The organism is Streptomyces sp. NBC_01233, assembly GCF_035989305.1.
Taxonomy (GTDB): Bacteria; Actinomycetota; Actinomycetes; order Streptomycetales; family Streptomycetaceae; genus Streptomyces.
This window is the reverse complement of the sequence record NZ_CP108514.1, coordinates 1863672-1889814: the sequence shown is the minus strand read 5'-3', so window position 1 is coordinate 1889814 and position 26143 is coordinate 1863672. Positions and strand designations below refer to the sequence as shown.

The following is a 26143-nucleotide window of genomic DNA, read 5'->3' as shown; positions in this document are numbered from 1 at the left end:
GCCAGGTCCGACGGTCTTGGCGGGAAATTGGGTACTCGCCGGTAATATCACCCGTTAGGCTGTTCACCTGCACATTTACAGGGGGATGGGATGGACGGGGCGGACACGGACCAGGTACTCGCGTCGAAGTGGGACCTCCCCTTCGCGCTCTTCAGCCTCGTCAGGGTGGCCTTCGGAGACCTGCCCGTCTGGGCCAAGGCCACCGTTTTCGGACTCCTAGGTTCCGTTGCCGTGTGGACGGGGATCAGCTGGCTCCGCGGGCGCCGCAGCCGGGTCCGCTGACCGGCCGGGCGTCCGACAGCTGGACCGGGGCCCGGGAAACCGCTCCGGACATGGGAGGATTCGGGTGAGGCGGGTCCGGGCCGCGCACCCCGATCGCGCCGTCGCTGTACCAGGCGCGAGCATGAGGAGCATCGTTGAGCAGGTTGCGTTGGCTGACCGCCGGGGAGTCGCACGGACCGGCGCTGGTAGCGACGCTGGAGGGCCTTCCCGCCGGCGTCCCGGTCACCACCGAGCTGGTGGCCGACCACCTGGCCCGGCGTCGGCTCGGCTATGGCCGCGGTGCCCGGATGAAGTTCGAGCAGGACGAGATCACCTTCCTGGGCGGCGTCAGGCACGGCCTGTCCCTGGGTTCGCCCGTGGCCGTCATGGTCGGCAACAGCGAATGGCCCAAGTGGGAGACGGTCATGTCGGCCGACCCGGTGGACCCCTCGCTGCTCAAGGACACCGGCCGTAACGCGCCGCTCACCCGCCCGCGGCCCGGCCACGCCGACCTCGCGGGCATGCAGAAGTACGGCTTCGACGAGGCCCGGCCGATCCTGGAGCGCGCCAGCGCCCGCGAGACCGCCGCCCGCGTCGCCCTGGGCGCGATCGCCCGCTCCTTCCTCAAGGAGGTCGCCGGCATCGAGATCGTCTCGCACGTGGTGGAACTGGCCGCGGCCAAGGCCCCGTACGGCGTCTACCCGACCCCGGCCGACGTCGAGAAGCTCGACGCCGACCCGGTGCGCTGCCTCGACGCCGACGCGAGCAAGGCGATGGTCGCGGAGATCGACCAGGCCCACAGGGACGGCGACACCCTCGGCGGCGTCGTCGAGGTGCTGGCGTACGGCGTCCCCGTCGGCCTCGGCTCGCACGTCCACTGGGACCGCCGCCTCGACGCCCGCCTGGCCGCAGCCCTCATGGGCATCCAGGCCATCAAGGGCGTCGAGGTCGGTGACGGCTTCGAACTCGCCCGCGTGCCCGGCTCGAAGGCGCACGACGAGATCGTCTCCACCCCCGAGGGCCTGAGGCGCACCTCCGGCCGCGCCGGCGGCACCGAGGGCGGTCTGACCACCGGTGAGCTGCTGCGCGTACGGGCCGCCATGAAGCCCATCGCGACCGTTCCGCGCGCCCTGGCGACCGTGGACGTGGCGACCGGAGAGGCGACGGTGGCCCACCACCAGCGCTCCGACGTCTGCGCCGTCCCGGCCGCGGGCATCGTGGCCGAGGCCATGGTCGCCCTCGTGCTGGCCGACGCCGTCGTCGAGAAGTTCGGCGGCGACTCGGTCCCGGAGACCCGCCGCAACGTCCAGTCGTACCTCGACCACCTCCAGATCCGGTGACGGGCGGACCACTGGTCGTCCTCGTCGGCCCCATGGGGTCCGGCAAGTCCACGGTGGGGGCGCTGCTCGCCGAGCGGCTCGGAGTCCCCTACCGGGACACCGACGCGGACATCGTCGCGGCCCAGGGCCGGGAGATCTCCGACCTCTTCGTCGACGAGGGCGAGCCGTACTTCCGTGAGCTGGAGCGGGAGGCGGTCGCCGCCGCCGTCGCCGAGCACACCGGAGTCCTCGCCCTCGGCGGCGGCGCCGTGCTCGACGAGGGCACCCGCAAGCTGCTCACCGGCCTGCCCGTCGCCTATCTGTCGATGGACGTCGAGGAAGCCGTACGGCGCGTGGGCCTCGGTGCCGCGCGCCCGCTGCTCGCCGTCAACCCGCGCCGCCAGTGGCGCGAGCTGATGGATGCCCGCCGCCCCCTGTACACCGAAGTCGCGCGCGTCGTCGTGGCCACCGACGACCGCACCCCCGAAGAGGTCGCCCAGGCGGTCCTCGACGCTCTGGAGTTGAAGGACGTATGACAGACCAGGTGACGCGGATCCAGGTCGGCGCCAGCGCCGGACACGACGCGTACGACGTGCTGGTCGGCCGGCAGCTGCTCGGCGAGCTCGGCTCCCTGATCGGTACGAAGGCCCAGCGGGTCGCCGTGATCCACCCCGAGGCGCTCGCCTCGACCGGTGAGGCGCTGCGCGACGACCTCGCCGAGCAGGGCTACGAGGCGGTCGCCATCCAGGTGCCGAACGCCGAGGAGGCCAAGACCATCGAGGTCGCCGCCTACTGCTGGAAGGCCCTCGGCCAGTCCGGCTTCACCCGTACCGACGTCATCGTCGGCGTCGGCGGGGGAGCCACCACCGACCTCGCGGGCTTCGTCGCGGCCAGCTGGCTGCGCGGGGTGCGCTGGATCGCCGTACCGACCACCGTCCTCGCGATGGTGGACGCGGCCGTCGGCGGCAAGACGGGCATCAACACCGCCGAGGGCAAGAACCTGGTCGGCGCCTTCCACCCGCCGGCCGGCGTGCTGTGCGACCTCGCGGCGCTGGACTCGCTGCCGGTCAACGACTACGTCAGCGGCCTCGCCGAGATCATCAAGGCCGGATTCATCTCCGACCCGACGATCCTCGACCTGATCGAGGAGGACCCGCAGGCGGCCCGCACGCCCGAGGGCCCGCACACCGCCGAGCTCATCGTGCGCTCCATCCAGGTCAAGGCCGACGTGGTCTCCAGCGACCTCAAGGAGTCGGGGCTGCGCGAGATCCTCAACTACGGCCACACCCTCGCGCACGCCATCGAGAAGAACGAGCGCTACAAGTGGCGGCACGGTGCGGCCGTCTCGGTCGGCATGGTCTTCGCCGCCGAACTCGGCCGGCTCGCGGGCCGGCTCGACGACGTGACCGCAGACCGGCACAAGGAGATCCTCGCCGCCGTCGGGCTGCCGCTCACCTACCGCGGCGACCAGTGGCCCAAGCTGCTCCAGACCATGCAGGTCGACAAGAAGTCCCGCGGCAACCTGCTGCGCTTCATCGTCCTCGACGGACTGGCCAAGCCGACCGTCCTGGAGGGCCCCGACCCCGCGCACCTGATCGCCGCCTACGGCGAGGTGTCGGCGTGAGCCGCCGGGTACTCGTGCTGAACGGGCCGAACCTGGGCCGGCTCGGCTCGCGCGAGCCCGACGTGTACGGGGCCACCTCGTACGCCGGACTGGTCGACAGCTGCCGCACGCTGGGCGAGGAGCTCGGCTTCGACGTCGAGGTCCGGGAGACCAACGACGAGGGCGAGCTCGTGCGCTGGCTGCACGAGGCGGCGGACGGGAAGATCCCCGTGGTCATCAACCCGGGGGCCTTCACCCACTACTCGTACGCCATGCGGGACGCGGCCGCGCAGCGCACGGCGCCGCTGATCGAGGTGCACATCTCGAACCCGTACGCCCGCGAGGAGTTCCGGCACACCTCGGTCATCGCGGCCGTGGCGACCGGCACGGTGGCGGGCTTCGGCATCGGTTCGTACCGGCTCGCGCTGCGCGCACTGGCGGACGAGATCTCCACCTGACACTCTGCCTGACGGTGCTGGTGGACGCTCTGACCTCTGCGGTCATATAACGTTCTCGCATCAGTCGCCGGAACGAGACGGAGTGGCAGCGGATGCACCAAGGAGTGGGGGGCGGGGGAGCGGGATGGGGACAGCCGGGACCGCACCCGGCGGCGCCCCCGCAGCCGCCCATACCCCCGGCGCAGGGCTGGCCGGGCACTCCCCAGCCCGGGCACCGGCCCCCGCCGCCCCCGCACCCGGTGCCACCCGTGCCGGAGGCCACCGGACACATCCCGCTGCCGCCCGCGGTGGCGGGTACCGGAGCGGCCGTGCTCGCCGTACTGCTGATCGGCCCGGCCGGCGCGGGGAAGACCACCGTCGCGCGGCACTGGGCCGGCACCCGGCCCGTGCCGACGGCCCACATCAGCCTGGACGACGTCCGGGAGTGGGTGTGCTCGGGCTTCGCGGACCCGCAGGCGGGCTGGAACGAGCACTCCGAGGCCCAGTACCGGCTCGCCCGCCGCACCTGCGGCTTCGCCGCCCGCAACTACCTGGCGAACGGGATCTCCTGCATCCTGGACGACGCCGTCTTCCCCGACCGGCCCGTGGTCGGGCTGGGCGGCTGGAAGAGGCACGTGGGCCCCACGCTGCTCCCGGTCGTGCTGCTGCCCGGCCTGGAGATCGTCCTGGAGCGGAACACGCACCGCTCCGGCAACCGCCGCCTCTCCGACGAGGAGGTCGCCCGGATCCACGGCAGGATGGCCGGCTGGTACGGCTCGGGCCTGCCCATCATCGACAACTCCCACCTCGACGTCGAGGGCACGGCGCGCGCCCTGGACGACGTGCTGGCCCGGGCCCTGGCGGGGCAGTAGACGCGGCCGGCCGGCGCCCCGTCCGGACGCGCTCACCAGGCCGGATCCGCGGGGCGCTCGTACGCTCGAAGACATGTCAGACGTGTACGCCGCCCGCCGGGGCCTGCTTCGCGACCGATGCGCCGCCGCGGGGAACGCCGCCGCACTGATCACGCGTCCGGCGAACGTCCGCTACCTCTCCGGGGCGTTCCCGCTCGGCGCCGTACTGCTGGTCGGGCCCACCGAAGACGTGATGTTCTGCGCCGGCGCGCCCACCGGCGAGGCGGACGAGGGGCGCCCCGACGAGCACCTGAGGGTCTCCGTGCTGGGGAACCCCGGCGCCGACCCGGCCGTCGCGGCCGCCGACATGGCCGCCGGCGTAAGGGCCGACTCGCTCGCGGTGGAGGAACACCACCTCACCGTCGGCCGGCACCGGGCCCTGCGCTCCGTGGCGCCCAAGCTGCACCTCGCCGACCTCGGGACCGCGGTGGAGCAGCAGCGCCTCGTCAAGGACGAGGAGGAGATCGCCTGCCTGCGGATCGCCGCCGAGATCGCCGACCAGGCCCTCGGCGAGCTGCTGGAATCCATCCTCGTGGGACGCACCGAACGGCACCTCGCCCTGGAGCTGGAGCGGCGGCTCGTCGACCACGGGGCGGACGGTCCCGCCTTCCCGACCTCCGTCGGCACCGGCCCGCACTCGGGGCGCTCCCGGCACCGGCCCTCCGACCGCCGGGTGGAGGAGGGCGACTTCCTCTCGGTCTGTCTCGGCGCCAACTACCGCGGCTACCGGTGCGAGATCGGCCGGACCTTCGTGATCGGCACCAGCCCTGCGGACTGGCAGATCGCGCTGTACGACCTCGTGTTCACCGCCCAGCGGGCGGGCCGCGAGGCCCTGCTGCCCGGTGCGGCGTACCGGGACGTGGACCATGCCGCACGCTCCGTCCTGGACTCCGCGGGCCACTCGGAAGCCATCGCTCCGTGGACCGGACACGGCGTGGGCCTCGAAATCGACGAGGACCCGCAGCTTGCACCTACGGCAATGGGTAAACTGGACGCTTGCGTGCCGGTCACCGTCGAACCGGGGGTTCACCTCCCGGGCCGGGGAGGTGTCCGGATCGATGACACGCTCGTCGTACGCCCCGAGGCGGACGGCGGTCCCGAGCTACTCACCATTACGACCAAGGAGCTGCTCGCGCTCTAGCCCGCTCTGCCGGGCTGTGCGCGCACCCGTGGTCTTCCAGTGCAGGAGATTCCGCAACCGTGGCTTCCACGAACGACCTCAAGAACGGCATGGTGCTGAAGCTCGACGGGGGCCAGCTCTGGTCCGTCGTCGAGTTCCAGCACGTCAAGCCCGGCAAGGGCCCGGCCTTCGTGCGCACCAAGCTCAAGCACGTGCTCTCCGGCAAGGTCGTCGACAAGACCTTCAACGCCGGCACGAAGGTCGACACGGCCACGATCGACCGCCGCGACATGCAGTTCTCTTACATGGACGGCGAGTACTTCGTCTTCATGGACATGACCACCTTCGACCAGCTGATGGTGGACAAGAAGGCTGTCGGCGACGCCGCCAACTTCCTGATCGAGGGCTTCACCGCCTCGGTCGCCCAGCACGAGGGCGAGGTGCTCTACGTCGAGCTCCCGGCCGCGGTCGAGCTCAAGATCGAGCACACCGACCCGGGCGTCCAGGGCGACCGCTCCACCGGTGGCACCAAGCCCGCCACCCTGGAGACCGGCTACGAGATCCAGGTCCCGCTCTTCGTCACCACCGGCGAGACGGTCAAGGTCGACACCCGCACCAGCGACTACCTCGGCCGGAAGAGCAACTAACCCGTGGCTGCTCGGAGCAATGCGCGCAAGCGCGCCTTCCAGATCCTTTTCGAGGCGGACCAGCGCGACGTGCCCGTGCGCGAGGTCCTCGCGGACTGGATCCGCCACTCGCGGTCGGACGACCGGCAGCCGCCGGTCAGCGCCTTCACGATGGATCTCGTCGAGGGGTACGCCGACAAGGTGAACCGCATCGACGACCTGATCGTCACCTACGCCGTGGACTGGGAGCTCGACCGCATGCCGGTCGCGGACCGGAACATCCTGCGGCTCGGTGCCTACGAGCTGATCTGGGTGGACGACACCCCGGACGCCGTGGCCATCGACGAGGCCGTCCAGCTGGCCAAGGAGTTCTCGACGGACGAGTCGCCCTCGTTCGTGAACGGGCTGCTGGCCCGGTTCAAGGACCTGAAGCCGAGCCTGCGCCGCGAGTAGCCTCCGGCGGTTCGGCACAGCGGAGGGGCCGCAGCGCGTGCGCTGCGGCCCCTCCGCTTTTCAAGAACAACGAAAACCGGCGGGTGCCGGGAACCCTCTCGGGCTCCCGGCACCCGCCGGTAACGTTTCTGCTGGTCCTGGGACCGGGGACTAGATGTCCTCGTGCGCCACCGCACGGCGCGCGTCCGCGTCCAGCACGCCCCAGCTGATCAGCTGCTCGGTCAGGACTGAGGGGGACTGGTCGTAGATGACGGCCAGGGTGCGCAGGTCGTCCTGGCGGATCGACAGCACCTTGCCGTTGTAGTCGCCGCGCTGGCTCTGGATCGTGGCCGCGTAACGCTGCAGCGGGCCGGCCTTCTCGGCGGGAACGCCCGCCAGGCGCTCCAGGTCGAGGCGCAGCTTCGGCGGCGGCTCGGCAGCCCCGCCGGGAGTCGTGCCCGGAAGCAGTTCCTGCACCGGAACCCCGTAGAAGTCCGCCAGCTCGGCAAGGCGCTGGACGGTCACGGCGCGGTCCCCGCGCTCGTAGGACCCGACCACCACGGCCTTCCACCGGCCCTGGGACTTCTCCTCGACACCGTGGAGGGAAAGGCCCTGCTGGGTGCGGATGGCGCGGAGCTTGGCCCCGAGCTGTTTGGCGTATTCGCTGGACATAACGCTCCCGGACGCTGTGACGCTGTGACGACATGGACGCTGTGACGACATTGACCACGTGCGGCTCCGCCGCGCGGCTGGTAACTCACTGTGAGGTTACGCAGCGTTACTTGGATGCGTCAAGCCGAATGGTCTTCACCGCCCCCGCAAGAGGGGCCCCTGCAGCCCCGTGAGAGCCCCTCCGCACCAGGCCGGTGCCCGAGGACCGGCCGCGCCCTGGTACCGTGGGACACGTACATCAGACGTCCTTTAAGGTCCGTCCCGTGAGGCGGAGAAGGAGGTCCTTTTCATGGACACCCAGCAGCACGCAGATTCCATGCGCCCCGTACTCGAAGCGCAGGACATCGCGCGGGTCCTGACCCGCATCGCCCACGAGATCGTCGAACGCGCCAAGGGCGCCGACGACGTGGTGCTCCTCGGCATTCCCACCCGCGGTGTGTACCTCGCCCGCCGGCTGGCCGCCAAGCTCGAAGAGATCACCGGCTCGAAGATCCCGGTCGGCTCCCTCGACATCACCATGTACCGCGACGACCTGCGGATGAAGCCCGCCCGCGCGATCGGGCGCACCGAGATCCCCGGCGACGACCTCGACGGCCGCCTCGTCGTCCTCGTCGACGACGTGCTCTTCTCCGGCCGCACCATCCGCGCCGCGCTCGACGCCCTCGGCGACCTCGGCCGCCCGCGCGCCGTGCAGCTCGCCGTCCTCGTCGACCGCGGCCACCGCGAACTGCCGATCCGCGCCGACTACGTCGGCAAGAACCTCCCCACGTCGCTGCGGGAGACCGTCAAGGTCCAGCTCGAGGAGGAGGACGGCCGTGACGCCGTGCTGCTCGGCCAGCGGACCGCCCAGGCAGCAGGGCTGTAGCCCTTCCGGAGTGACGGGCCCCCGAGGGGGGTCCGCGCCGAAGCCTGCCCTGCCCGCTCGCACCTCCGCCCGTCAGTCCGCCTGCCTGCCCTCCCGACCTACGGAGCCATCCAGATGAAGCGCCACCTCATCTCGGCCGCCGATCTCACGCGCGACGACGCCGTCCTGATCCTCGACACCGCCGAGGAGATGGCCCGCGTCGCGGACCGGCCGATCAAGAAGCTGCCCACCCTGCGCGGTCTCACGGTCGTCAACCTCTTCTTCGAGGACTCGACCCGCACCCGGATCTCCTTCGAGGCGGCCGCCAAGCGACTCTCCGCCGACGTCATCAACTTCTCCGCCAAGGGTTCCTCCGTTTCCAAGGGCGAATCCCTGAAGGACACCGCGCTGACCCTGGAGGCCATGGGCGCCGACGCGGTCGTCATCCGCCACCACGCCTCCGGCGCGCCCTACCGGCTCGCGACCTCCGGCTGGATCGACTCCGCCGTGGTCAACGCCGGCGACGGCACCCACGAGCACCCCACCCAGGCCCTGCTGGACGCCTTCACCATGCGCCGCCGCCTGGTCGGCCGCGACGCCGGCCTCGGCAAGGACCTGAACGGCCGCCGGATCACGATCGTCGGCGACGTCCTGCACAGCCGCGTGGCCCGCTCCAACGTCCACCTGCTGCACACCCTCGGCGCCGAGGTCACCCTGGTGGCCCCGCCCACGCTCGTCCCGATCGGCGTCGAGACCTGGCCGTGCGAGGTCTCGTACAGCCTCGACGACGTGCTGCCGAAGTCCGATGCGGTGATGATGCTGCGTGTGCAGCGCGAACGCATGAACGCCGCCTTCTTCCCGACGGAGCGCGAGTACTCCCGCCGGTACGGGCTCGACGGCGACCGCATGGCGAAGATGCCCGAGCACGCCATCGTGATGCACCCCGGCCCCATGAACCGCGGCATGGAGATCACCGCCCAGGTCGCCGACTCCGACCGCTGCACGGCCGTCGAGCAGGTCGCCAACGGCGTCTCCACCCGGATGGCCGTCCTGTACCTGCTGCTCGGAGGCTCCGAGCCCGCCGTCACCACCACCCCCGCCGCCGCGCGCACCGAGGAGACCAAGTAACCATGAGCAAGATCCTTATCCGTGGCGCGAAGGTACTCGGCGGCGAGGCGCAGGACGTCCTGATCGACGGCGAGACCATCGCCGAGGTCGGCACCGGCCTGTCCGCCGAGGGCGCGACCGTCATCGAGGCCGAGGGCCAGGTCCTCCTGCCGGGCCTCGTCGACCTGCACACCCACCTGCGCGAGCCCGGCCGCGAGGACTCCGAGACCGTCCTCACCGGCACCCGCGCCGCAGCCTCCGGCGGCTACACCGCCGTCTTCGCGATGGCGAACACCTTCCCCGTCGCCGACACCGCCGGCGTGGTCGAGCAGGTCTGGCGCCTGGGCAAGGAGTCCGGCTACTGCGACGTGCAGCCCATCGGCGCCGTCACCGTCGGCCTGGAGGGCAAGCAGCTCTCCGAGCTGGGCGCCATGCACGACTCCGCCGCCCGCGTCACCGTCTTCTCCGACGACGGCAAGTGCGTGGACGACGCCGTGATCATGCGCCGCGCCCTGGAGTACGTGAAGGCCTTCGGCGGCGTCGTCGCCCAGCACGCCCAGGAGCCCCGCCTCACCGAGGGCGCCCAGATGAACGAGGGCATCGTCTCCGCCGAGCTCGGTCTGGGCGGCTGGCCGGCCGTCGCCGAGGAGTCGATCATCGCCCGCGACGTCCTCCTCGCCGAGCACGTCGGCTCCCGCGTCCACATCTGCCACCTCTCCACCGCCGGCTCCGTCGAGATCGTCCGCTGGGCCAAGTCCCGCGGCATCGACGTCACCGCCGAGGTCACCCCGCACCACCTCCTCCTCACCGAGGAGCTCGTGCGCTCGTACAACGCGGTCTACAAGGTCAACCCGCCGCTGCGCACCGAGCGCGACGTGCTGGCCCTGCGCGAGGCCCTCGCCGACGGCACGATCGACATCGTCGCCACCGACCACGCCCCGCACCCGCACGAGGACAAGGACTGCGAGTGGGCCGCCGCCGCCATGGGCATGGTCGGCCTGGAGACGGCGCTCTCCGTCGTCCAGCAGACGATGGTGGAGACCGGGCTGCTCGACTGGGCCGGGGTCGCCGAGCGGATGTCCTTCGCTCCGGCGCGCATCGGCAGCCTGGAGAACCACGGCCGTCCCGTCTCGGCAGGTGAACCCGCGAACCTGACCTTGGTCGATACCTCGTACCGTGGTGTCGTGGACCCCGCACACTTCGCCTCCCGCAGCCGCAACACGCCTTACGAGGGCCGTGAGCTGCCGGGGCGCGTCACTCACACCTTCCTGCGGGGCCGGGCAACGGTCGTGGACGGGAAACTGGCGTGACACCTGCAGTAATCCAACTGGCCGCCGAGGCCGCCGAACGACAGTCGGCGGAGGTGACCAGCGTCGGCGCCCGCATCGCGTGGGTGGTCGGCCTGATCGTCTTCATCGCGTTCGTGTACTGGCTGATGCGGCAGGGCTGGAAATGGCGCGGCGCTCTGCAGAACGATCTGCCGGAGCTGCCCGCCGCCCCCGACGGCCTTCCCGAGCACCGGCTGGCCCTGACCGGCCGGTACCACGGGTCCACCACCGCCGGGCAGTGGCTCGACCGGATCGTCGCCCACGGCCTGGGCCTGCGCAGCCGGGTCGAGCTCACGCTCACCGACGCGGGCCTCGACGTGGTCCGACCGGGGGCCAACGACTTCTTCGTACCGGCCGCGCAGCTGCGCGGCGCCCGCCTCGACAAGGGAATCGCGGGCAAGGTACTCACCGAGGGCGGTCTGCTCGTCGTCACCTGGGCGCACGGCGACAAGCTGATCGACTCCGGATTCCGCTCCGACCGCGCGGCCGAACACGCCGCCTGGGTCGAGGCGATCAACTCCATGAACTCATCCATCACGACGGAAGGCGCCGAACGATGACGACCTCCACCAGGGGAGCAGCCAAAGCTCCCGCCGTACTCGTCCTGGAGGACGGTCGGATCTTCCGCGGCCGTGCCTACGGCGCTGTGGGGGAGACCTTCGGCGAGGCCGTGTTCTCCACCGGCATGACCGGATACCAGGAGACCCTCACCGACCCGTCGTACCACCGGCAGGTCGTCGTGATGACCGCCCCGCACGTGGGCAACACCGGCGTCAACGACGAGGACCCCGAGTCCTCCCGCATCTGGGTGGCCGGCTACGTCGTGCGCGACCCCGCACGCGTCCCCTCCAACTGGCGCTCGCAGCGCTCGCTGGACGAGGAGCTGGTCAAGCAGGGCGTCGTCGGCATCTCCGGCATCGACACCCGCGCCCTGACCCGCCACCTGCGCGAGCGCGGCGCCATGCGCGTCGGCATCTTCTCCGGCGACGCCTGGACGGGCATCCGCGACGAGGCCCTGCTGGCCAAGGTCCAGTCGCAGCCGCAGATGAAGGGCGCGAACCTCTCCGCCGAGGTCGCCACCAAGGAGGCGTACGTCGTCCCCGCGATCGGCGAGAAGCGCTTCACCGTCGCCGCCGTCGACCTCGGCATCAAGGGCATGACCCCGCACCGGATGGCCGAGCGCGGCATCGAGGTGCACGTGCTGCCCGCCACCGCCACCGTCGAGGACGTGTACGCGGTCAACCCGGACGGCGTGTTCTTCTCCAACGGCCCGGGCGACCCGGCCACCGCCGACGGCCCCGTCGCCGTCATGCAGGGAGTGCTGGAGCGCAAGACCCCGCTCTTCGGCATCTGCTTCGGCAACCAGATCCTGGGCCGCGCGCTCGGCTTCGGCACCTACAAGCTGAAGTACGGCCACCGCGGCATCAACCAGCCGGTGCAGGACCGCACCACCGGCAAGGTCGAGATCACCGCGCACAACCACGGCTTCGCCGTCGACGCGCCCCTCGACAAGGTCACCGAGACCGCCTACGGCCGCGCCGAGGTCTCCCACGTCTGCCTGAACGACCAGGTCGTCGAAGGCCTCCAGCTGCTCGACCAGCCGGCCTTCTCCGTCCAGTACCACCCCGAGGCGGCTGCCGGCCCGCACGACGCCGCGTACCTCTTCGACCGCTTCACGTCTTTGATGGAAACCGCCCTGATGGAGGCCGAGCGTGCCTAAGCGCACCGATATCCAGTCCGTCCTGGTCATCGGCTCCGGCCCGATCGTCATCGGACAGGCCGCCGAGTTCGACTACTCCGGCACCCAGGCCTGCCGCATCCTCAAGGCCGAGGGCCTGCGGGTCATCCTGGTCAACTCCAACCCCGCGACGATCATGACCGACCCGGAGATCGCCGACGCCACGTACGTCGAGCCGATCACCCCCGAGTTCGTCGAGAAGATCATCGCGAAGGAGCGCCCCGACGCGCTCCTGCCGACCCTCGGCGGCCAGACCGCGCTCAACACCGCGATCTCCATGCACGAGCAGGGTGTGCTGGAGAAGTACGGCGTCGAGCTCATCGGCGCCAACGTCGAGGCCATCAACAAGGGCGAGGACCGCGACCTCTTCAAGGGCGTCGTCGAGGCCGTCAAGGCGAAGATCGGCTACGGCGAGTCCGCCCGCTCGGTCATCTGCCACTCGATGGACGACGTCATCAAGGGCGTCGAGACCCTCGGCGGCTACCCGGTCGTCGTGCGCCCCTCCTTCACCATGGGCGGCGCCGGCTCCGGCTTCGCCCACGACGAGGAGGAGCTGCGCCGCATCGCAGGCCAGGGCCTCACGCTCTCCCCGACCACCGAGGTGCTCCTGGAGGAGTCCATCCTCGGCTGGAAGGAGTACGAGCTGGAGCTGATGCGCGACACCAAGGACAACGTGGTCGTCGTCTGCTCCATCGAGAACTTCGACCCGATGGGCGTCCACACCGGTGACTCGATCACCGTCGCCCCGGCGATGACGCTGACCGACCGCGAGTACCAGCGGCTGCGCGACATCGGCATCGCGATCATCCGCGAGGTCGGCGTCGACACCGGCGGCTGCAACATCCAGTTCGCGATCGACCCGACCGACGGCCGCGTCATCGTCATCGAGATGAACCCGCGCGTCTCGCGCTCCTCGGCGCTCGCCTCGAAGGCCACCGGCTTCCCGATCGCCAAGATCGCCGCCAAGCTGGCCATCGGCTACACGCTCGACGAGGTCCCCAACGACATCACCGAGAAGACGCCGGCCTCCTTCGAGCCGTCCCTCGACTACGTCGTCGTCAAGGCCCCGCGCTTCGCCTTCGAGAAGTTCCCGCTCGCCGACGCCACCCTCACCACCACCATGAAGTCGGTCGGCGAGGCCATGGCCATCGGCCGCAACTTCACCGAGGCGCTCCAGAAGGCCCTGCGCTCCCTGGAGAAGAAGGGCTCGCAGTTCACCTTCGTCGGCGACCCGGGTGACAAGGACGAGCTGCTGCGCACGGCGGTCCGCCCGACCGACGGCCGCATCAACACCGTCATGCAGGCCATCCGCGCCGGCGCCACCCAGGAAGAGGTCTTCGAGTCCACGAAGATCGACCCCTGGTTCGTCGACCAGCTCTTCCTCATCAAGGAGATCGCGGACGAGCTGACGGCGGCCGACAAGCTCTACCCCGAGCTGCTCGCCGAGGCCAAGCGCCACGGCTTCTCCGACGCCCAGATCGCCGAGATCCGCGGCCTGCGCGAGGACGTCGTCCGCGAGGTCCGCCACGCCCTCGGCGTCCGCCCGGTCTACAAGACGGTCGACACCTGCGCCGCCGAATTCGCCGCGAAGACCCCGTACTTCTACTCCTCGTACGACGAGGAGTCCGAGGTCGCCCCGCGCACCAAGCCCGCGGTCATCATCCTGGGCTCCGGCCCGAACCGCATCGGCCAGGGCATCGAGTTCGACTACTCCTGCGTCCACGCCTCCTTCGCGCTCAGCGACGCCGGCTTCGAGACCGTGATGGTCAACTGCAACCCGGAGACCGTCTCCACGGACTACGACACCTCCGACCGCCTGTACTTCGAGCCGCTGACGCTCGAGGACGTGCTGGAGATCGTCCACGCCGAGTCGCTGGCCGGCCCCATCGCCGGTGTCATCGTCCAGCTCGGCGGCCAGACCCCCCTGGGTCTCGCCCAGGCGCTCAAGGACAACGGCGTGCCCGTCGTCGGCACCTCGCCCGAGGCCATCCACGCCGCCGAGGACCGCGGTGCGTTCGGCCAGGTCCTCGCCGAGGCCGGCCTGCCGGCCCCCAAGCACGGCACCGCCACCACCTTCACGGGTGCGAAGGCCATCGCCGACGAGATCGGCTACCCGGTCCTCGTCCGCCCGTCCTACGTGCTCGGCGGCCGCGGCATGGAGATCGTCTACGACGAGGCCCGCCTGGAGTCGTACATCGCCGAGTCCACCGAGATCTCCCCGACCCGCCCCGTGCTGGTCGACCGCTTCCTCGACGACGCGATCGAGATCGACGTCGACGCCCTCTACGACGGCCACGAGCTCTACCTCGGCGGCGTCATGGAGCACATCGAGGAAGCCGGCATCCACTCCGGCGACTCGGCCTGCGCGCTGCCCCCGATCACGCTCGGCGGCTACGACATCAAGCGCCTGCGCGCCTCCACGGAGGCCATCGCCAAGGGCGTCGGCGTCCGCGGCCTGATCAACATCCAGTTCGCGATGGCGGGCGACATCCTCTACGTCCTGGAGGCCAACCCGCGCGCCTCCCGGACCGTCCCCTTCACCTCGAAGGCGACCGCCGTCCCGCTGGCGAAGGCCGCCGCCCGCATCTCGCTCGGCACCACCATCGCCGAGCTGCGCGAGCAGGGCCTGCTGCCGAAGACCGGCGACGGCGGCACCCTGCCGATCGACGCGCCGATCTCCGTCAAGGAGGCCGTCATGCCGTGGTCGCGCTTCCGCGACATCCACGGCCGCGGCGTGGACACCGTCCTCGGCCCGGAGATGCGCTCCACCGGCGAGGTCATGGGCATCGACGCCGTCTTCGGCACCGCCTACGCCAAGTCGCAGGCCGGCGCCTACGGCCCGCTGCCCACCAAGGGCCGGGCGTTCATCTCCGTCGCCAACCGCGACAAGCGCTCGATGATCTTCCCGGCGCGCGAGCTCGTCGCCCACGGCTTCGAGCTGATGGCCACCTCCGGCACCGCCGAGGTGCTGCGCCGCAACGGCATCAACGCCACCGTGGTGCGCAAGCTCAGCGAGGGCGAGGGCCCGAACGGCGAGAAGACCATCGTCCAGCTGATCCACGACGGCCAGGTCGACCTGATCGTCAACACCCCGTACGGCACCGGCGGCCGCCTCGACGGCTACGAGATCCGCACGGCGGCGGTGGCCCGCAGCGTCCCCTGCCTGACCACGGTCCAGGCGCTCGCCGCGGCCGTCCAGGGCATCGACGCGCTCAACCGCGGCGACGTGGGCGTGCGCTCCCTCCAGGAGCACGCGGAGCACCTGACCGCGGCCCGCGCCTGACCAGTCCGTACAGCCCGCACAGCCCGGTAACGGGAGGGGGGACACCGGTTTCACGACGGGTGTCCCCCTTTCCATGAGCGCAGAGGGATCCTCTCGACGATGTACGAACTCTTCTTCAACCTGGTCTTCAAGCGGATGGACCCGGAGAAGGCCCACCACACGGCCTTCCGCTGGATCCGCCTCGCGGCCCGCACCCCCGTGCTGCGCACCTTCGTGGCGGCCTACCTCGCCCCCCGCCACAAGGAGCTCCGCACCGAGGCCCTCGGCCTGCGCATGCACGGCCCCTTCGGCCTCGCGGCCGGCTTCGACAAGAACGCCGTGGCCATCGACGGCATGTCGATGCTCGGCTTCGACCACATCGAGATCGGCACGGTCACGGCCGAGCCGCAGCCCGGCAACCCCAAGAAGCGGCTGTTCCGCCTCGTACCGGACCGCGCGCTGATCAACCGCATGGGCTTCAACAACGAGGGCTCCGCGGCCGTGGCGGACCGCCTGGCGGCCCGCCGGCCCGTCTTCAAGACGGTCGTCGGCGTCAACATCGGCAAGACGAAGGTCGTGCCGGAGGAGGAGGCGGTGGCGGACTACGTCGCCTCCACCGAGCGGCTCGCCCGCCACGCCGACTACCTCGTCGTGAACGTCTCCTCGCCGAACACCCCGGGGCTGCGCAACCTCCAGGCCACCGAGTCGCTGCGCCCGCTGCTCACGGCCGTACGGGAGGCCGCGGACCGCACGGTGACCGACCGCCGGGTCCCGCTGCTGGTCAAGATCGCCCCCGACCTGGCCGACGAGGACGTCGACGCGGTCGCCGACCTGGCCCTGGAGCTGGGACTCGACGGCATCATCGCGACGAACACCACGATCGCGCGGGAGGGGCTCGGCCTGAAGTCCTCCCCGTCCCTCGTGAAGGAGACCGGCGGACTGTCCGGCGCCCCGGTCAAGGAGCGCTCGCTGGCGGTCCTGCGCCGCCTGTACGCCCGTGTGGGGGACCGGCTGGTCCTGGTCGGGGTCGGCGGCATCGAGAACGCCGAGGACGCCTGGCAGCGGATCCTGGCCGGGGCCACGCTGATCCAGGGCTACAGCGCCTTCATCTACGAGGGCCCCTGCTACGCCCGCGCCATCCACAAGGGCCTGGCCGCGCGCCTGGCCGTCAGCCCGTACGCGACGCTCGCCGAAGCGGTGGGCGCCGAGACCCGAAAGGCCGCGAAGTGAGCGCTGTGACCCCGTTCGGCACCCGCCTGCGCCAGGCGATGGACACCCGCGGACCCCTGTGCGTGGGCATCGACCCGCACGCCGAGCTGCTGGCCCAGTGGGGCCTGTCCGACGACATCGCGGGCCTGGAGCGGTTCTCCCGCACCGTCGTGGAGGCGCTCGCGGAGTCGGTGGCGGTCTTCAAGCCGCAGGCGGCCTTCTTCGAGCGGTTCGGCTCCAAGGGCGTGGCCGTCCTGGAGCAGACCGTGGCGGACGCCCGGGCGGCCGGGACCCTGGTCGTCATGGACGCCAAGCGGGGCGACATCGGCTCGACCATGGCCGCGTACGCCTCGGCCTTCCTGGACCCGGCCTCGCCGCTGTTCTCGGACGCGCTGACGGTCTCCCCGTACCTGGGCTACGGCTCGCTGAAGCCCGCGGTGGACCTGGCCCGAGCCTCGGGCGCCGGCCTGTTCGTGCTCGCCCTGACCTCGAACCCGGAGGGCGCGGAGGTCCAGCGGGCGGTCCGGGAGGACGGCCGGACCATCGGCGCGACGATGCTGGCGCACCTGGCGGCGGAGAACGCGGACGCCGCTCCGATGGGGTCCTTCGGCGCGGTGGTCGGAGCCACGCTGGGCGACCTGTCCTCCTTCGACCTGGACATCAACGGGCCCCTGCTGGCCCCCGGCATCGGCGCGCAGGGCGCGACGGCGGCGGACCTGCCGGCGGTGTTCGGCAAGGCCGTGCGCAACGTCGTCCCGAACGTGTCGCGGGGCGTCCTGAAGCACGGTCCGGACGTCACGGCGCTGCGCGACTCGGCGCGTCGGTTCGCCGACGAGATCGGCGAGGCCGTCTCCGCGTAATCGACCGTCCGTGGAGGCCGCCCGCATCTCCCGCGGCGCGGCCTCTCGCACTTCTTGGCGAAACCCGAACGCTCTTCATCGGACAAAACAGAGGTATTTTGTCCGTGATGTACGGTTCAGTGGAGGCTGACCAGGACTTTTCGTCCGTTCTCGCTGACTGGAGCGGTGTTGCCCGCTAGTCTCCGAGCAGAGTGAACGTGCAGCGAACGCGTTTCCATCGCTGTTCGGGAGCTCGCCAGGTGTGGTGCCTTCGGGCTGCCCACCGGTCCGTATCCGACAGTTCGACATCCGAGGTGACGTAGGCGTGGCTCTTCCGCCCCTTACCCCTGAACAGCGCGCAGCCGCGCTCGAAAAGGCCGCCGCGGCTCGCCGGGAGCGGGCCGAGGTCAAGAATCGACTCAAGCACTCCGGTGCCTCGCTCCAAGAGGTCATCAAGACGGGCCAGGAGAACGACGTCATCGGCAAGATGAAGGTCTCCGCCCTGCTGGAGTCTCTGCCAGGCGTGGGCAAGGTGCGCGCCAAGCAGATCATGGAGCGTCTCGGCATCTCCGAGTCCCGGCGTGTCCGAGGTCTCGGTTCCAACCAGATCGCCTCTCTGGAGCGTGAGTTCGGCAGCACCGGCGCCTGAGGCGTCGACTGAAGTTCTCCCGGCGTTCTCAGGCAGTCCCGAGAACCTGGATAATCGCTCTATGGCAGCAGAGGTTCGTCCGCGGCTGACCGTGCTCTCCGGCCCCTCAGGGGTCGGCAAGAGCACGGTCGTCGCGCATATGCGCAAGGTTCACCCCGAGGTATGGCTCTCGGTGTCGGCCACCACCCGCAAGCCGCGGCCCGGTGAGCGACACGGAGTCCACTACTTCTTCGTCAATGACGACGAGTTCGACAAGCTGATCGCCAACGGCGAGCTGCTGGAGTGGGCCGAGTTCGCGGGCAACCGCTACGGCACACCGCGCGGCGCGGTGCTGGAACGCCTGGACGGTGGCGAGCCGGTACTGCTGGAGATCGACCTCCAGGGCGCACGGCTCGTCCGCGAGTCGATGTCCGACGCCCGGCTCGTTTTCCTGGCACCGCCGAGCTGGGACGAACTGGTCCGCCGGCTCACCGGCCGGGGCACCGAATCGGCCGAGGTCATCGAGCGCCGGCTGGCCTCCGCCAAGATCGAGCTCGCTGCCGAGTCGGAGTTCGACACCACCCTGGTCAACACCTCCGTCGAGGACGTGGCTCGTGAGCTGCTAGCCTTGATGGAAGTTGGCTGAATCATTGGTCGATTTTTCATGATCGAGCAGATCTTGATCGATTCGATCTTTCCCACATTCTTCGGAAGGTAGAGCGTGTCCTCTTCCATTACTGCGCCCGAGGGCATCATCAACCCGCCGATCGACGAGCTGCTCGAGGCCACGGACTCGAAGTACAGCCTCGTGATCTACGCGGCCAAGCGCGCGCGTCAGATCAACGCGTACTACTCGCAGCTCGGTGAGGGCCTGCTGGAGTACGTCGGCCCGCTGGTGGACACCCACGTCCACGAGAAGCCGCTTTCGATCGCGCTGCGCGAGATCAACGCGGGTCTGCTGACCTCCGAGGCCATCGAGGCCCCGGCCCAGTAAGGCGCGAGAAATCCTTTCACCACAGGCCCGGCAGAACATCTGCCGGGCCTGTGGTGTGTCATGGGGAGGAACGACGGACGTCGACAAGGCTCGAAGGGGAGTGCGTGGTGGGTAAGCCGAAGGTCGTGCTGGGGGTCAGCGGCGGGATCGCCGCCTACAAGGCGTGCGAGCTGCTCCGTCTGCTGACCGAGTCCGGCCACGAGGTGCGGGTCGTGCCCACGGCGGCCTCCCTGAACTTCGTCGGCGAGGCGACCTGGGCCGCCCTGTCCGGGAACCCGGCCTCCACCGAGGTGTGGGAGACCGTGCACGAGGTGCCGCACGTGCGCATCGGGCAGTCCGCCGACCTCGTCGTCGTCGCCCCGGCCACCGCCGACATGCTGGCGAAGGCCGCCCACGGGCTCGCGGACGACCTGCTCACGAACACGCTGCTCACCGCCCGATGCCCAGTGGTCTTCGCCCCCGCCATGCACACCGAGATGTGGGAGCACCCCGCCACCCAGGAGAACGTGGCCACCCTGCGCCGGCGCGGCGCCCTCGTCATCGAGCCCGCCGTCGGCCGGCTCACGGGCAAGGACACCGGCAAGGGGCGGCTGCCCGACCCCGCGGAGATCTACGAGGTCTGCCGCAGGGTCCTGGCGCGCGGGGTGGGCGAGCCGGACCTCGCCGGGCGGCACGTGGTGATCAGCGCCGGCGGCACCCGGGAACCGCTGGACCCGGTCCGCTTCCTCGGCAACCGCTCCTCCGGCAAGCAGGGCTACGCGCTCGCCCGTACGGCCGTCGCCCGCGGGGCCCGCGTCACCCTGGTGGCCGCCAACACCGCGCTGGCCGACCCGGCCGGGGCGGACGTCGTACGGGTGGGGACGGCCGTGCAGCTGCGGGAGGCCGTGCTCGAGGCGGCCGCGGACGCCGACGTCGTGGTGATGGCCGCCGCCGTGGCCGACTTCCGGCCCGCCGAGTACGCGGGCGGGAAGATCAAGAAGAAGGACGGACAGGACCCCGCACCGGTCGCGCTCGTGCGAAATCCGGACGTTCTCGCCGAGATCTCGGCCGACCGGGCCAGGCCCGGGCAGGTGGTGGTGGGATTCGCCGCCGAGACCGACGACGTCCTCCCCAACGGCCGGGCCAAGCTCCTGCGCAAGGGATGTGATCTTCTCGTCGTGAACGAGGTCGGCGAGGCGCGAACCTTTGGTTCTGAGGAGAATGAGGCGATCATCCTGGTCTCTGAAGGGGCAGAGATCCAGGTGCCCTATGGACCGAAGGAGGCGCTGGCCGAAGCCATTTGGGACCAAGTGGCCGTCCGACTGCAGCCGCGACGCGCCTGAGCCGATTGCCCTTCTCCTGATCACCTCCGTGCGTCAGAATGAGGTGCCGCAGGTCACACGGCTCCCATAAGGCGAGACGGGTGGTCCCGGAAACGGTGGCGACCGATAAACTGCATGAGGAACGTGATCGGGCGCAGCCCCCGGTGTGGTTCCGCCAAATGATCAGCCAGCAGCCGCTGCAACCCCAGGGAGCGTTGTGTCCCGTCGTCTGTTTACCTCGGAGTCCGTGACCGAGGGCCACCCCGACAAGATCGCTGACCAGATCAGCGACACGATCCTCGACGCGCTCCTCTCCGAGGACCCGACCTCGCGCGTGGCCGTGGAGACCCTCATCACCACCGGTCTCGTGCACATCGCGGGCGAGGTGACGACGAAGGCCTACGCGCCGATCGCGCAGCTCGTCCGCGAGAAGATCCTCGAGATCGGCTACGACTCCTCGAAGAAGGGCTTCGACGGCGCCTCCTGTGGCGTGTCGGTGTCCATCGGCGCGCAGTCCCCGGACATCGCGCAGGGTGTCGACACCGCCTACGAGAAGCGGGTCGAGGGCGACGAGGACGAGCTCGACAAGCAGGGCGCCGGCGACCAGGGCCTGATGTTCGGCTACGCCTGCGACGAGACCCCCGAGCTCATGCCGCTCCCGATCCACATCGCGCACCGGCTCTCGCGCCGGCTGTCCGAGGTCCGCAAGAACGGGACGATCCCGTACCTGCGCCCCGACGGCAAGACCCAGGTCACCATCGAGTACGACGGTGACAAGGCCGTGCGCCTGGACACCGTCGTGGTCTCCTCGCAGCACGCCTCCGACATCGACCTGGACTCGCTGCTCGCCCCGGACATCCGCGAGTTCGTCGTCGAGCACGTGCTGGCCCAGCTCGTCGAGGACGGCATCAAGCTCGACACCGAGGGCTACCGCCTGCTGGTGAACCCGACCGGCCGCTTCGAGATCGGCGGCCCGATGGGCGACGCCGGCCTGACCGGCCGCAAGATCATCATCGACACCTACGGCGGCATGGCCCGCCATGGTGGCGGCGCCTTCTCCGGCAAGGACCCGTCCAAGGTCGACCGCTCCGCCGCGTACGCGATGCGCTGGGTCGCCAAGAACGTCGTCGCCGCCGGTCTCGCCTCGCGCTGCGAGGTCCAGGTCGCGTACGCCATCGGCAAGGCCGAGCCCGTGGGTCTCTTCGTCGAGACCTTCGGCACCGCCAAGGTCGAGGTCCAGAAGATCGAGGACGCGATCGGCGAGGTCTTCGACCTGCGCCCGGCCGCGATCATCCGCGACCTGGACCTGCTGCGCCCGATCTACGCCCAGACCGCCGCCTACGGCCACTTCGGCCGTGAGCTGCCGGACTTCACCTGGGAGCGCACCGACCGCGTCGACGCCCTGCGCACGGCCGCCGGTCTGTAAGCACCACCGCTCGCATGCGTTCGGCCCCGGACCTTCTGGTCCGGGGCCGTTCGCATGCCGCGGCTGAAGCTGAACGGAAAATCGAACCTCAGCCGGGCAGGCGGCAGCGTCCGTTCCGCGGAGCGGGACGGACGTCGGGAACGAGGAGTGCGGTCAGGCCGCAGTAGTGGGGGCGGCGAGGGTGACCTGGTGGCCGAGGGCCTGGAGCTGGCGGACGAGGTCGCGGGTCTTGCGGGCGGGGTTGAGATGTCGCTGGTGCCAGTCGGCGCCGAGTTCCTGGTAGCGGGCGTCGGGGTCGTTGATCAGGTGCCAGGTGATGACGAGTATCGAGCGGGCGACGGCGACGAGGGCTTTGGCGTGGCCGCGGCGTTTGACGATCCTGCGGTAGCGGGCGCCGAGGAAGGTGTCGGTGCGGGCGGCGGCGTTGGCGGCCTCGCCGAGGGCGCCCTTGAGCCAGGGGTTGCCTTTGCCGGCTGGGCCGGTGGTGTTCTTCGCTCCGGACTGGATCGTGCGGGGGCACAGCTTCGCCCAGGAGACCAGGTGCTCGGGGGTGGGGAAGCGGCTCATGTCCAAGCCGATCTCGGCGAGGATGATCTGGGCGGTGGCCGGTCCGATGCCGGGGACCGCGTCCAGACGCTCGGCCAGTTCCCGCGCGGTCACAGCGTCACGGGCTGACGACGTGCTGGTGTCGTCTGTGCGGGGCGGTCCGGTTCCGGTGCCGTCGTGCGGGGCCCTGGTCTGTTCCATGAGGTCGGCGATCAGCCGGTCGAGTTCCCGGACCTGCGCGGTGAGGTGGTCGATGGTGCCCAGCAACACTCCCAGCAGGCGGCCGTGATGTTCTTCGAACTGCCCGGTGAGTGCCTCGGCCAGGGCCGGCTTCTTCTTCACCAGGCTCCCCTTGGCGAGATCCGCCAGAGCTCGGGGGTTGCGTTCACCGGCGGCCAGGGCGTCGAGCATGGCCCGGCCGGAGAGGCCGAAGAGGTCCGAGACAACGTCGGACAGCTTGATCTGCGCGTCCTGCAGGGCCTTGTCCACCCGGTGCTTGTGCCGGGTGCGTTCCTGGATGAAGACCGTGCGGGTGCGGGTGAGGTCCCGTAGCTGCCGGACCGGCTTGGGCGGTACGAACGAAGCGCGGACCATGCCGCGTTCGGCGAGCTTGGCCAGCCAGACCGCGTCCAGCTTGTCGGTCTTCGGCCGGCCCGGGACGTTCTTCACATCGCGGGCGTTGACCAGCCAACATTCCAGGCCACGGGCCTCCAAGAGGTAGAAGAAGGGCCGCCAGTACGAGCCCGTCGCCTCCATCACCACCCGCTGGACACCCTGGCAGACCAGCCGGTCGCCGAGCTCGAGGATCGCGTTCGTGGTGGACGCGACCGTCCAGACCTGCTGGACGCGCCGGCCTTCAATGGTGTCGTGCGGGACGCGCAGACACACCATCCCGGACGCCTTGGCGATGTCGATCGCCGCGACCCGGGCAACACTTCCGTCGTCGTGGTCCTCCCTGGACTCCTCCATCGTCTTCCTCCCCTTGCGCAAGGTGCGGGCGGGGGCTGCCCGGGAAGCCTGAGGGGAGACAGAGAAGCTGAACGGCGTGCTCGAGACGACAGTGTGCGGCCCCTCGGACGGCTCCCTCACCAGACTCCTATGCGGGCTCACAGCCCAAACATCAAGCGGCGTCGGCGGACAGCCCCCGTACCGATTTTCACGCTCGCGAGGCGTCAACCGCAGGTGAACGGCTGACTCCTATCAGGTCATGTTCCACCTGGCCGGAGCCATGAAGAACGGGCCCCGGCAGCCGGACGGTACAGCCGGAAGACAACCCAGCAGGGTGTCAGTCAGTGGCAGAGCCACGACCACCGGAACCCGCTACGAGTATCAATGTCAGTGGGGTTTGGTAAGAATGCTGATGTGAGCAGCGCGAATGATTCCCCGCCGGAGCAGCTCGCGCTGATCCGGGAGATGGTCGCCGAGGCGAAGGCCAAGGCGCCCAAGGCGAAGCCGCGCACCTGGCGGGGGGCCGCGCTCGCGGCCGAGCTGCCCGTCGCCCGGATCCTCGTCAACAAGGGCGTGCTCCACCTCGACCAGCTCTGGGACTACGCCGTCCCCGAGGAGCTCTCCGAGGCCGCGCAGCCCGGCGTCCGCGTCCGGGTCCGGTTCGGGGCCGGCTCCCACCAGGTGCACGGCGGCCGCCGCGAGGGCGGTGGGCTCATCGACGGCTTCATCGTGGAGCGCCGCGCCGAGTCCGACTACACCGGAGCGCTCGCCGCCCTCGCCCACGTGGTCTCGCCCGAGGTCGTGCTCGGCCCCGCCATGCTGGCCCTCGCCCGGGCCGTCGCCGACCGGTACGCCGGCAGCCTCGCCGACGTGCTCCAGCTCGCCCTGCCCGCGCGGAGCGCCCGCGCCGAGGCCAAGCCCTCGCCGGAGCCCCTGCCCCCGCCCGCCGCGCCCGAGCCCGCAGGCTGGGAGCGGTACGGCGCGGGGCCCGCCTTCCTGCGGGCCCTGGCCACCGGCGCCGCCCCGCGCGCCGTGTGGACCGCCCTGCCCGGCCCGGGCTGGGCCGACGAACTCGCCCGCGCCATGGCCGCCACCCTGGCCTCCGGCCGCGGGGCCCTGGCCGTGGTGCCCGACGGACGTACCGCCGCCCGGGTGGACGCGGCGCTGACCGTCCTGCTCGGCGAGGGGCGGCACGCGCTCCTGACCGCCGAGTCCGGGCCGGAGAAGCGCTACCGCCAGTGGCTGGCCGTGAGCCGGGGCTCGGTGCGCGCCGTCGTCGGGACCCGGGCGGCGATGTTCGCCCCCGTACGGGACCTCGGGCTGGTCGCCGTATGGGACGACGGCGACTCCAGCCACAGCGACGACAACGCACCGTTCCCGCACGTCCGGGAGGTACTGGAACTGCGGGCGGTCAGCGACGGCTGCGCCTTCCTGGCCGGGAGCACGAGCTGCACCGTGGAGGCCGCGCAGCTGGTCGAGTCGGGCTGGGCCCGGCCGCTGGTCGCGAGCCGGGAGACGGTACGGGCCTGCGCGCCCCGGATCCGCACCGTGGGCGACGAGCTGCTCGCCCGCGACGAGGCGGCCCGTGCCGCGCGACTGCCGAGCCTGGCGTGGGAGACCGTACGGGAGGGGCTGAAGACCGGGCCCGTGCTCGTCCAGGTGCCGCGGCGCGGCTACGTCCCCCGGCTCGCGTGCGAGCGGTGCCGGACGCCCGCCCGCTGCAGGGTCTGTGCGGGCCCGCTGGAGGCCCCCGACCAGCGGGATCTGCAGTGCGGGTGGTGCGGGCGCGGCGAGCCGTCCTGGCACTGCGAGGAATGCGGCTCGTTCCGGCTGCGCGCCCAGGTGGTCGGTGCCCGGCGGACGGCCGAGGAGCTGGGCCGGGCCTTCCCGGCCGTGCCCGTACGGACCTCCGGGCGCGACCACGTCCTCGACGAGGTGCCCGACCGGCCGGCGCTGGTGGTGTGCACGCCGGGCGCCGAGCCGGTGGCGGCCGGCGCCGGGTACGCGGCCGCGCTGCTGCTCGACGGCTGGGCCATGCTGACCCGGCCCGACCTGCGGGCGGGCGAGGACGCGCTGCGGCGGTGGATCGGGGCCGCCTCGCTGGTCCGGGGGGACGGGCAGGTCGTGGTGGTCGCCGAGCCGACGCTGAGGCCGGTCCAGGCGCTCGTGCGGTGGGACCCGGTGGGCCACGCCGTACGGGAGCTCGCGGAGCGGGCTCAGCTCGGCTTCCCGCCGGTCTCGCGGATGGCGGCGGTGGCCGGGCGGGGCGAGGCGGTGGAGGCCTTCCTGGCGGGCGCCGGGCTGCCGCCGGACGCGGAGATCCTGGGCCCGGTCCCGATACCCGGGCGGCGCGGGGAGCGGTCCCCGGGGGACCGGGCGCTGGTCCGCGTCCCGCCGGGCAGCGGCGCGGCCCTGGCCGCCGCCCTGAAATCGGCGCAGGCGGCCCGGATGGCGCGGGGGGTGGCGGCGGCCGACGCGGTGCGGGTCCGCATCGACCCGCCGGACATCGGCTGACCGGACCGGCGGCGAAGGCCGCACCGCGAACGCCGCATCGCGCCCGTCGGAGCGGCAACGCAAAAGCCCCCGGCGGGA

25 protein-coding genes are annotated in these 26143 nt (G+C 71.1%); 23 read left to right on the top strand and 2 right to left on the bottom strand.

What is annotated here, in order from left to right; all coding sequences use genetic code 11:
• Positions 1–90 precede the first annotated feature (90 nt).
• The 9 genes from OG332_RS08645 (at position 91) to nusB (ending at position 6730) form a co-directional block, all read left to right on the top strand.
• The gene (locus OG332_RS08645; protein ID WP_327412897.1) at positions 91–282 is read left to right on the top strand and encodes a hypothetical protein; all 192 of its coding nucleotides are present in this window, start codon (positions 91–93) and stop codon (positions 280–282) included.
• A 134-nt stretch (positions 283–416) separates the two neighbouring features.
• Entirely contained in the window at positions 417–1601 is a 1185-nt protein-coding gene (aroC, locus tag OG332_RS08640; RefSeq protein WP_327412896.1) for a chorismate synthase, read from the top strand.
• Positions 1598–2116: a shikimate kinase gene (locus tag OG332_RS08635; RefSeq protein WP_327412895.1), complete on the top strand. Its 519-nt coding sequence runs from the start codon at positions 1598–1600 to the stop codon at positions 2114–2116. The genes aroC and OG332_RS08635 overlap by 4 nt, the downstream gene beginning before the upstream one ends.
• On the top strand, positions 2113–3204 hold the full coding sequence (aroB, locus tag OG332_RS08630) for a 3-dehydroquinate synthase (RefSeq protein ID WP_327412894.1): 1092 nt from the start codon (positions 2113–2115) through the stop codon (positions 3202–3204). The genes OG332_RS08635 and aroB overlap by 4 nt, the downstream gene beginning before the upstream one ends.
• Positions 3201–3641, top strand: coding sequence for a type II 3-dehydroquinate dehydratase (gene aroQ, locus OG332_RS08625; RefSeq protein ID WP_327412893.1), 441 nt, complete (start codon positions 3201–3203; stop codon positions 3639–3641). The genes aroB and aroQ overlap by 4 nt, the downstream gene beginning before the upstream one ends.
• Positions 3642–3733: 92 nt before the next feature.
• Positions 3734–4492, top strand: coding sequence for an AAA family ATPase (locus tag OG332_RS08620; protein ID WP_327412892.1), 759 nt, complete (start codon positions 3734–3736; stop codon positions 4490–4492).
• A gap of 73 nt (positions 4493–4565) precedes the next feature.
• Positions 4566–5672 carry a M24 family metallopeptidase gene (locus tag OG332_RS08615; protein ID WP_327412891.1) on the top strand — a complete coding sequence of 369 codons (1107 nt, stop codon included), beginning with the start codon at positions 4566–4568 and terminating at the stop codon, positions 5670–5672.
• 59 nt (positions 5673–5731) lie between these two features.
• A complete protein-coding gene (efp, locus tag OG332_RS08610; protein ID WP_327412890.1) occupies positions 5732–6298 on the top strand; it encodes an elongation factor P in 567 nt (188 codons plus the stop codon).
• Between the two features lie 3 nt (positions 6299–6301).
• A complete protein-coding gene (gene nusB / locus OG332_RS08605) occupies positions 6302–6730 on the top strand; it encodes a transcription antitermination factor NusB (RefSeq protein ID WP_319721152.1) in 429 nt (142 codons plus the stop codon).
• Between the two features lie 150 nt (positions 6731–6880).
• Here nusB and bldD read toward each other — a convergent pair whose 3' ends face one another.
• A complete protein-coding gene (gene bldD / locus OG332_RS08600) occupies positions 6881–7381 on the bottom strand; it encodes a transcriptional regulator BldD (RefSeq protein ID WP_007263032.1) in 501 nt (166 codons plus the stop codon).
• A gap of 289 nt (positions 7382–7670) precedes the next feature.
• Here bldD and pyrR point away from each other — a divergent pair, with 289 nt between their 5' ends.
• The 13 genes from pyrR to metK all read left to right on the top strand — a co-directional run bounded on the left by pyrR (position 7671) and on the right by metK (position 22057).
• The gene (gene pyrR / locus OG332_RS08595) at positions 7671–8246 is read left to right on the top strand and encodes a bifunctional pyr operon transcriptional regulator/uracil phosphoribosyltransferase PyrR (protein WP_327412889.1); all 576 of its coding nucleotides are present in this window, start codon (positions 7671–7673) and stop codon (positions 8244–8246) included.
• Between the two features lie 114 nt (positions 8247–8360).
• Entirely contained in the window at positions 8361–9353 is a 993-nt protein-coding gene (locus OG332_RS08590; protein WP_327412888.1) for an aspartate carbamoyltransferase catalytic subunit, read from the top strand.
• Between the two features lie 2 nt (positions 9354–9355).
• Positions 9356–10642 (top strand): dihydroorotase, encoded by a 1287-nt coding sequence (locus tag OG332_RS08585; protein ID WP_319721156.1) that lies wholly within the window; start codon positions 9356–9358, stop codon positions 10640–10642.
• On the top strand, positions 10639–11220 hold the full coding sequence (locus tag OG332_RS08580) for a PH-like domain-containing protein (RefSeq protein WP_327412887.1): 582 nt from the start codon (positions 10639–10641) through the stop codon (positions 11218–11220). Before OG332_RS08585 ends, OG332_RS08580 begins: the two co-directional genes overlap by 4 nt.
• Positions 11217–12380, top strand: coding sequence for a glutamine-hydrolyzing carbamoyl-phosphate synthase small subunit (gene carA / locus OG332_RS08575; protein ID WP_327412886.1), 1164 nt, complete (start codon positions 11217–11219; stop codon positions 12378–12380). The genes OG332_RS08580 and carA overlap by 4 nt, the downstream gene beginning before the upstream one ends.
• Complete coding sequence (gene carB, locus OG332_RS08570) at positions 12373–15681, top strand: carbamoyl-phosphate synthase large subunit (RefSeq protein ID WP_327412885.1); 3309 nt, start codon at positions 12373–12375, stop codon at positions 15679–15681. Before carA ends, carB begins: the two co-directional genes overlap by 8 nt.
• A gap of 99 nt (positions 15682–15780) precedes the next feature.
• Positions 15781–16890 carry a quinone-dependent dihydroorotate dehydrogenase gene (locus OG332_RS08565; protein WP_327412884.1) on the top strand — a complete coding sequence of 370 codons (1110 nt, stop codon included), beginning with the start codon at positions 15781–15783 and terminating at the stop codon, positions 16888–16890.
• On the top strand, positions 16887–17729 hold the full coding sequence (gene pyrF, locus OG332_RS08560) for an orotidine-5'-phosphate decarboxylase (protein ID WP_327412883.1): 843 nt from the start codon (positions 16887–16889) through the stop codon (positions 17727–17729). The genes OG332_RS08565 and pyrF overlap by 4 nt, the downstream gene beginning before the upstream one ends.
• 304 nt (positions 17730–18033) lie before the next feature.
• Positions 18034–18357, top strand: a complete 324-nt coding sequence (locus tag OG332_RS08555) for an integration host factor (protein ID WP_030008746.1) — start codon at positions 18034–18036, stop codon at positions 18355–18357.
• Between the two features lie 61 nt (positions 18358–18418).
• A complete protein-coding gene (gene gmk, locus OG332_RS08550; protein ID WP_327412882.1) occupies positions 18419–18982 on the top strand; it encodes a guanylate kinase in 564 nt (187 codons plus the stop codon).
• Between the two features lie 75 nt (positions 18983–19057).
• Positions 19058–19330 (top strand): DNA-directed RNA polymerase subunit omega, encoded by a 273-nt coding sequence (rpoZ, locus tag OG332_RS08545; RefSeq protein ID WP_004948662.1) that lies wholly within the window; start codon positions 19058–19060, stop codon positions 19328–19330.
• A 107-nt stretch (positions 19331–19437) separates the two neighbouring features.
• Entirely contained in the window at positions 19438–20652 is a 1215-nt protein-coding gene (gene coaBC, locus OG332_RS08540) for a bifunctional phosphopantothenoylcysteine decarboxylase/phosphopantothenate--cysteine ligase CoaBC (RefSeq protein ID WP_327412881.1), read from the top strand.
• Positions 20653–20848: 196 nt separating this feature from the next.
• Positions 20849–22057 carry a methionine adenosyltransferase gene (gene metK / locus OG332_RS08535; RefSeq protein WP_319721164.1) on the top strand — a complete coding sequence of 403 codons (1209 nt, stop codon included), beginning with the start codon at positions 20849–20851 and terminating at the stop codon, positions 22055–22057.
• 153 nt (positions 22058–22210) lie between these two features.
• Here metK and OG332_RS08530 read toward each other — a convergent pair whose 3' ends face one another.
• The gene (locus OG332_RS08530) at positions 22211–23572 is read right to left on the bottom strand and encodes an IS110 family transposase (RefSeq protein ID WP_327411792.1); all 1362 of its coding nucleotides are present in this window, start codon (positions 23570–23572) and stop codon (positions 22211–22213) included.
• Positions 23573–23935: 363 nt separating this feature from the next.
• On the opposite strand from OG332_RS08530, the gene OG332_RS08525 reads away from it, so the two are divergent.
• Positions 23936–26065: a primosomal protein N' gene (locus OG332_RS08525; RefSeq protein ID WP_327412880.1), complete on the top strand. Its 2130-nt coding sequence runs from the start codon at positions 23936–23938 to the stop codon at positions 26063–26065.
• Positions 26066–26143 lie beyond the last annotated feature (78 nt).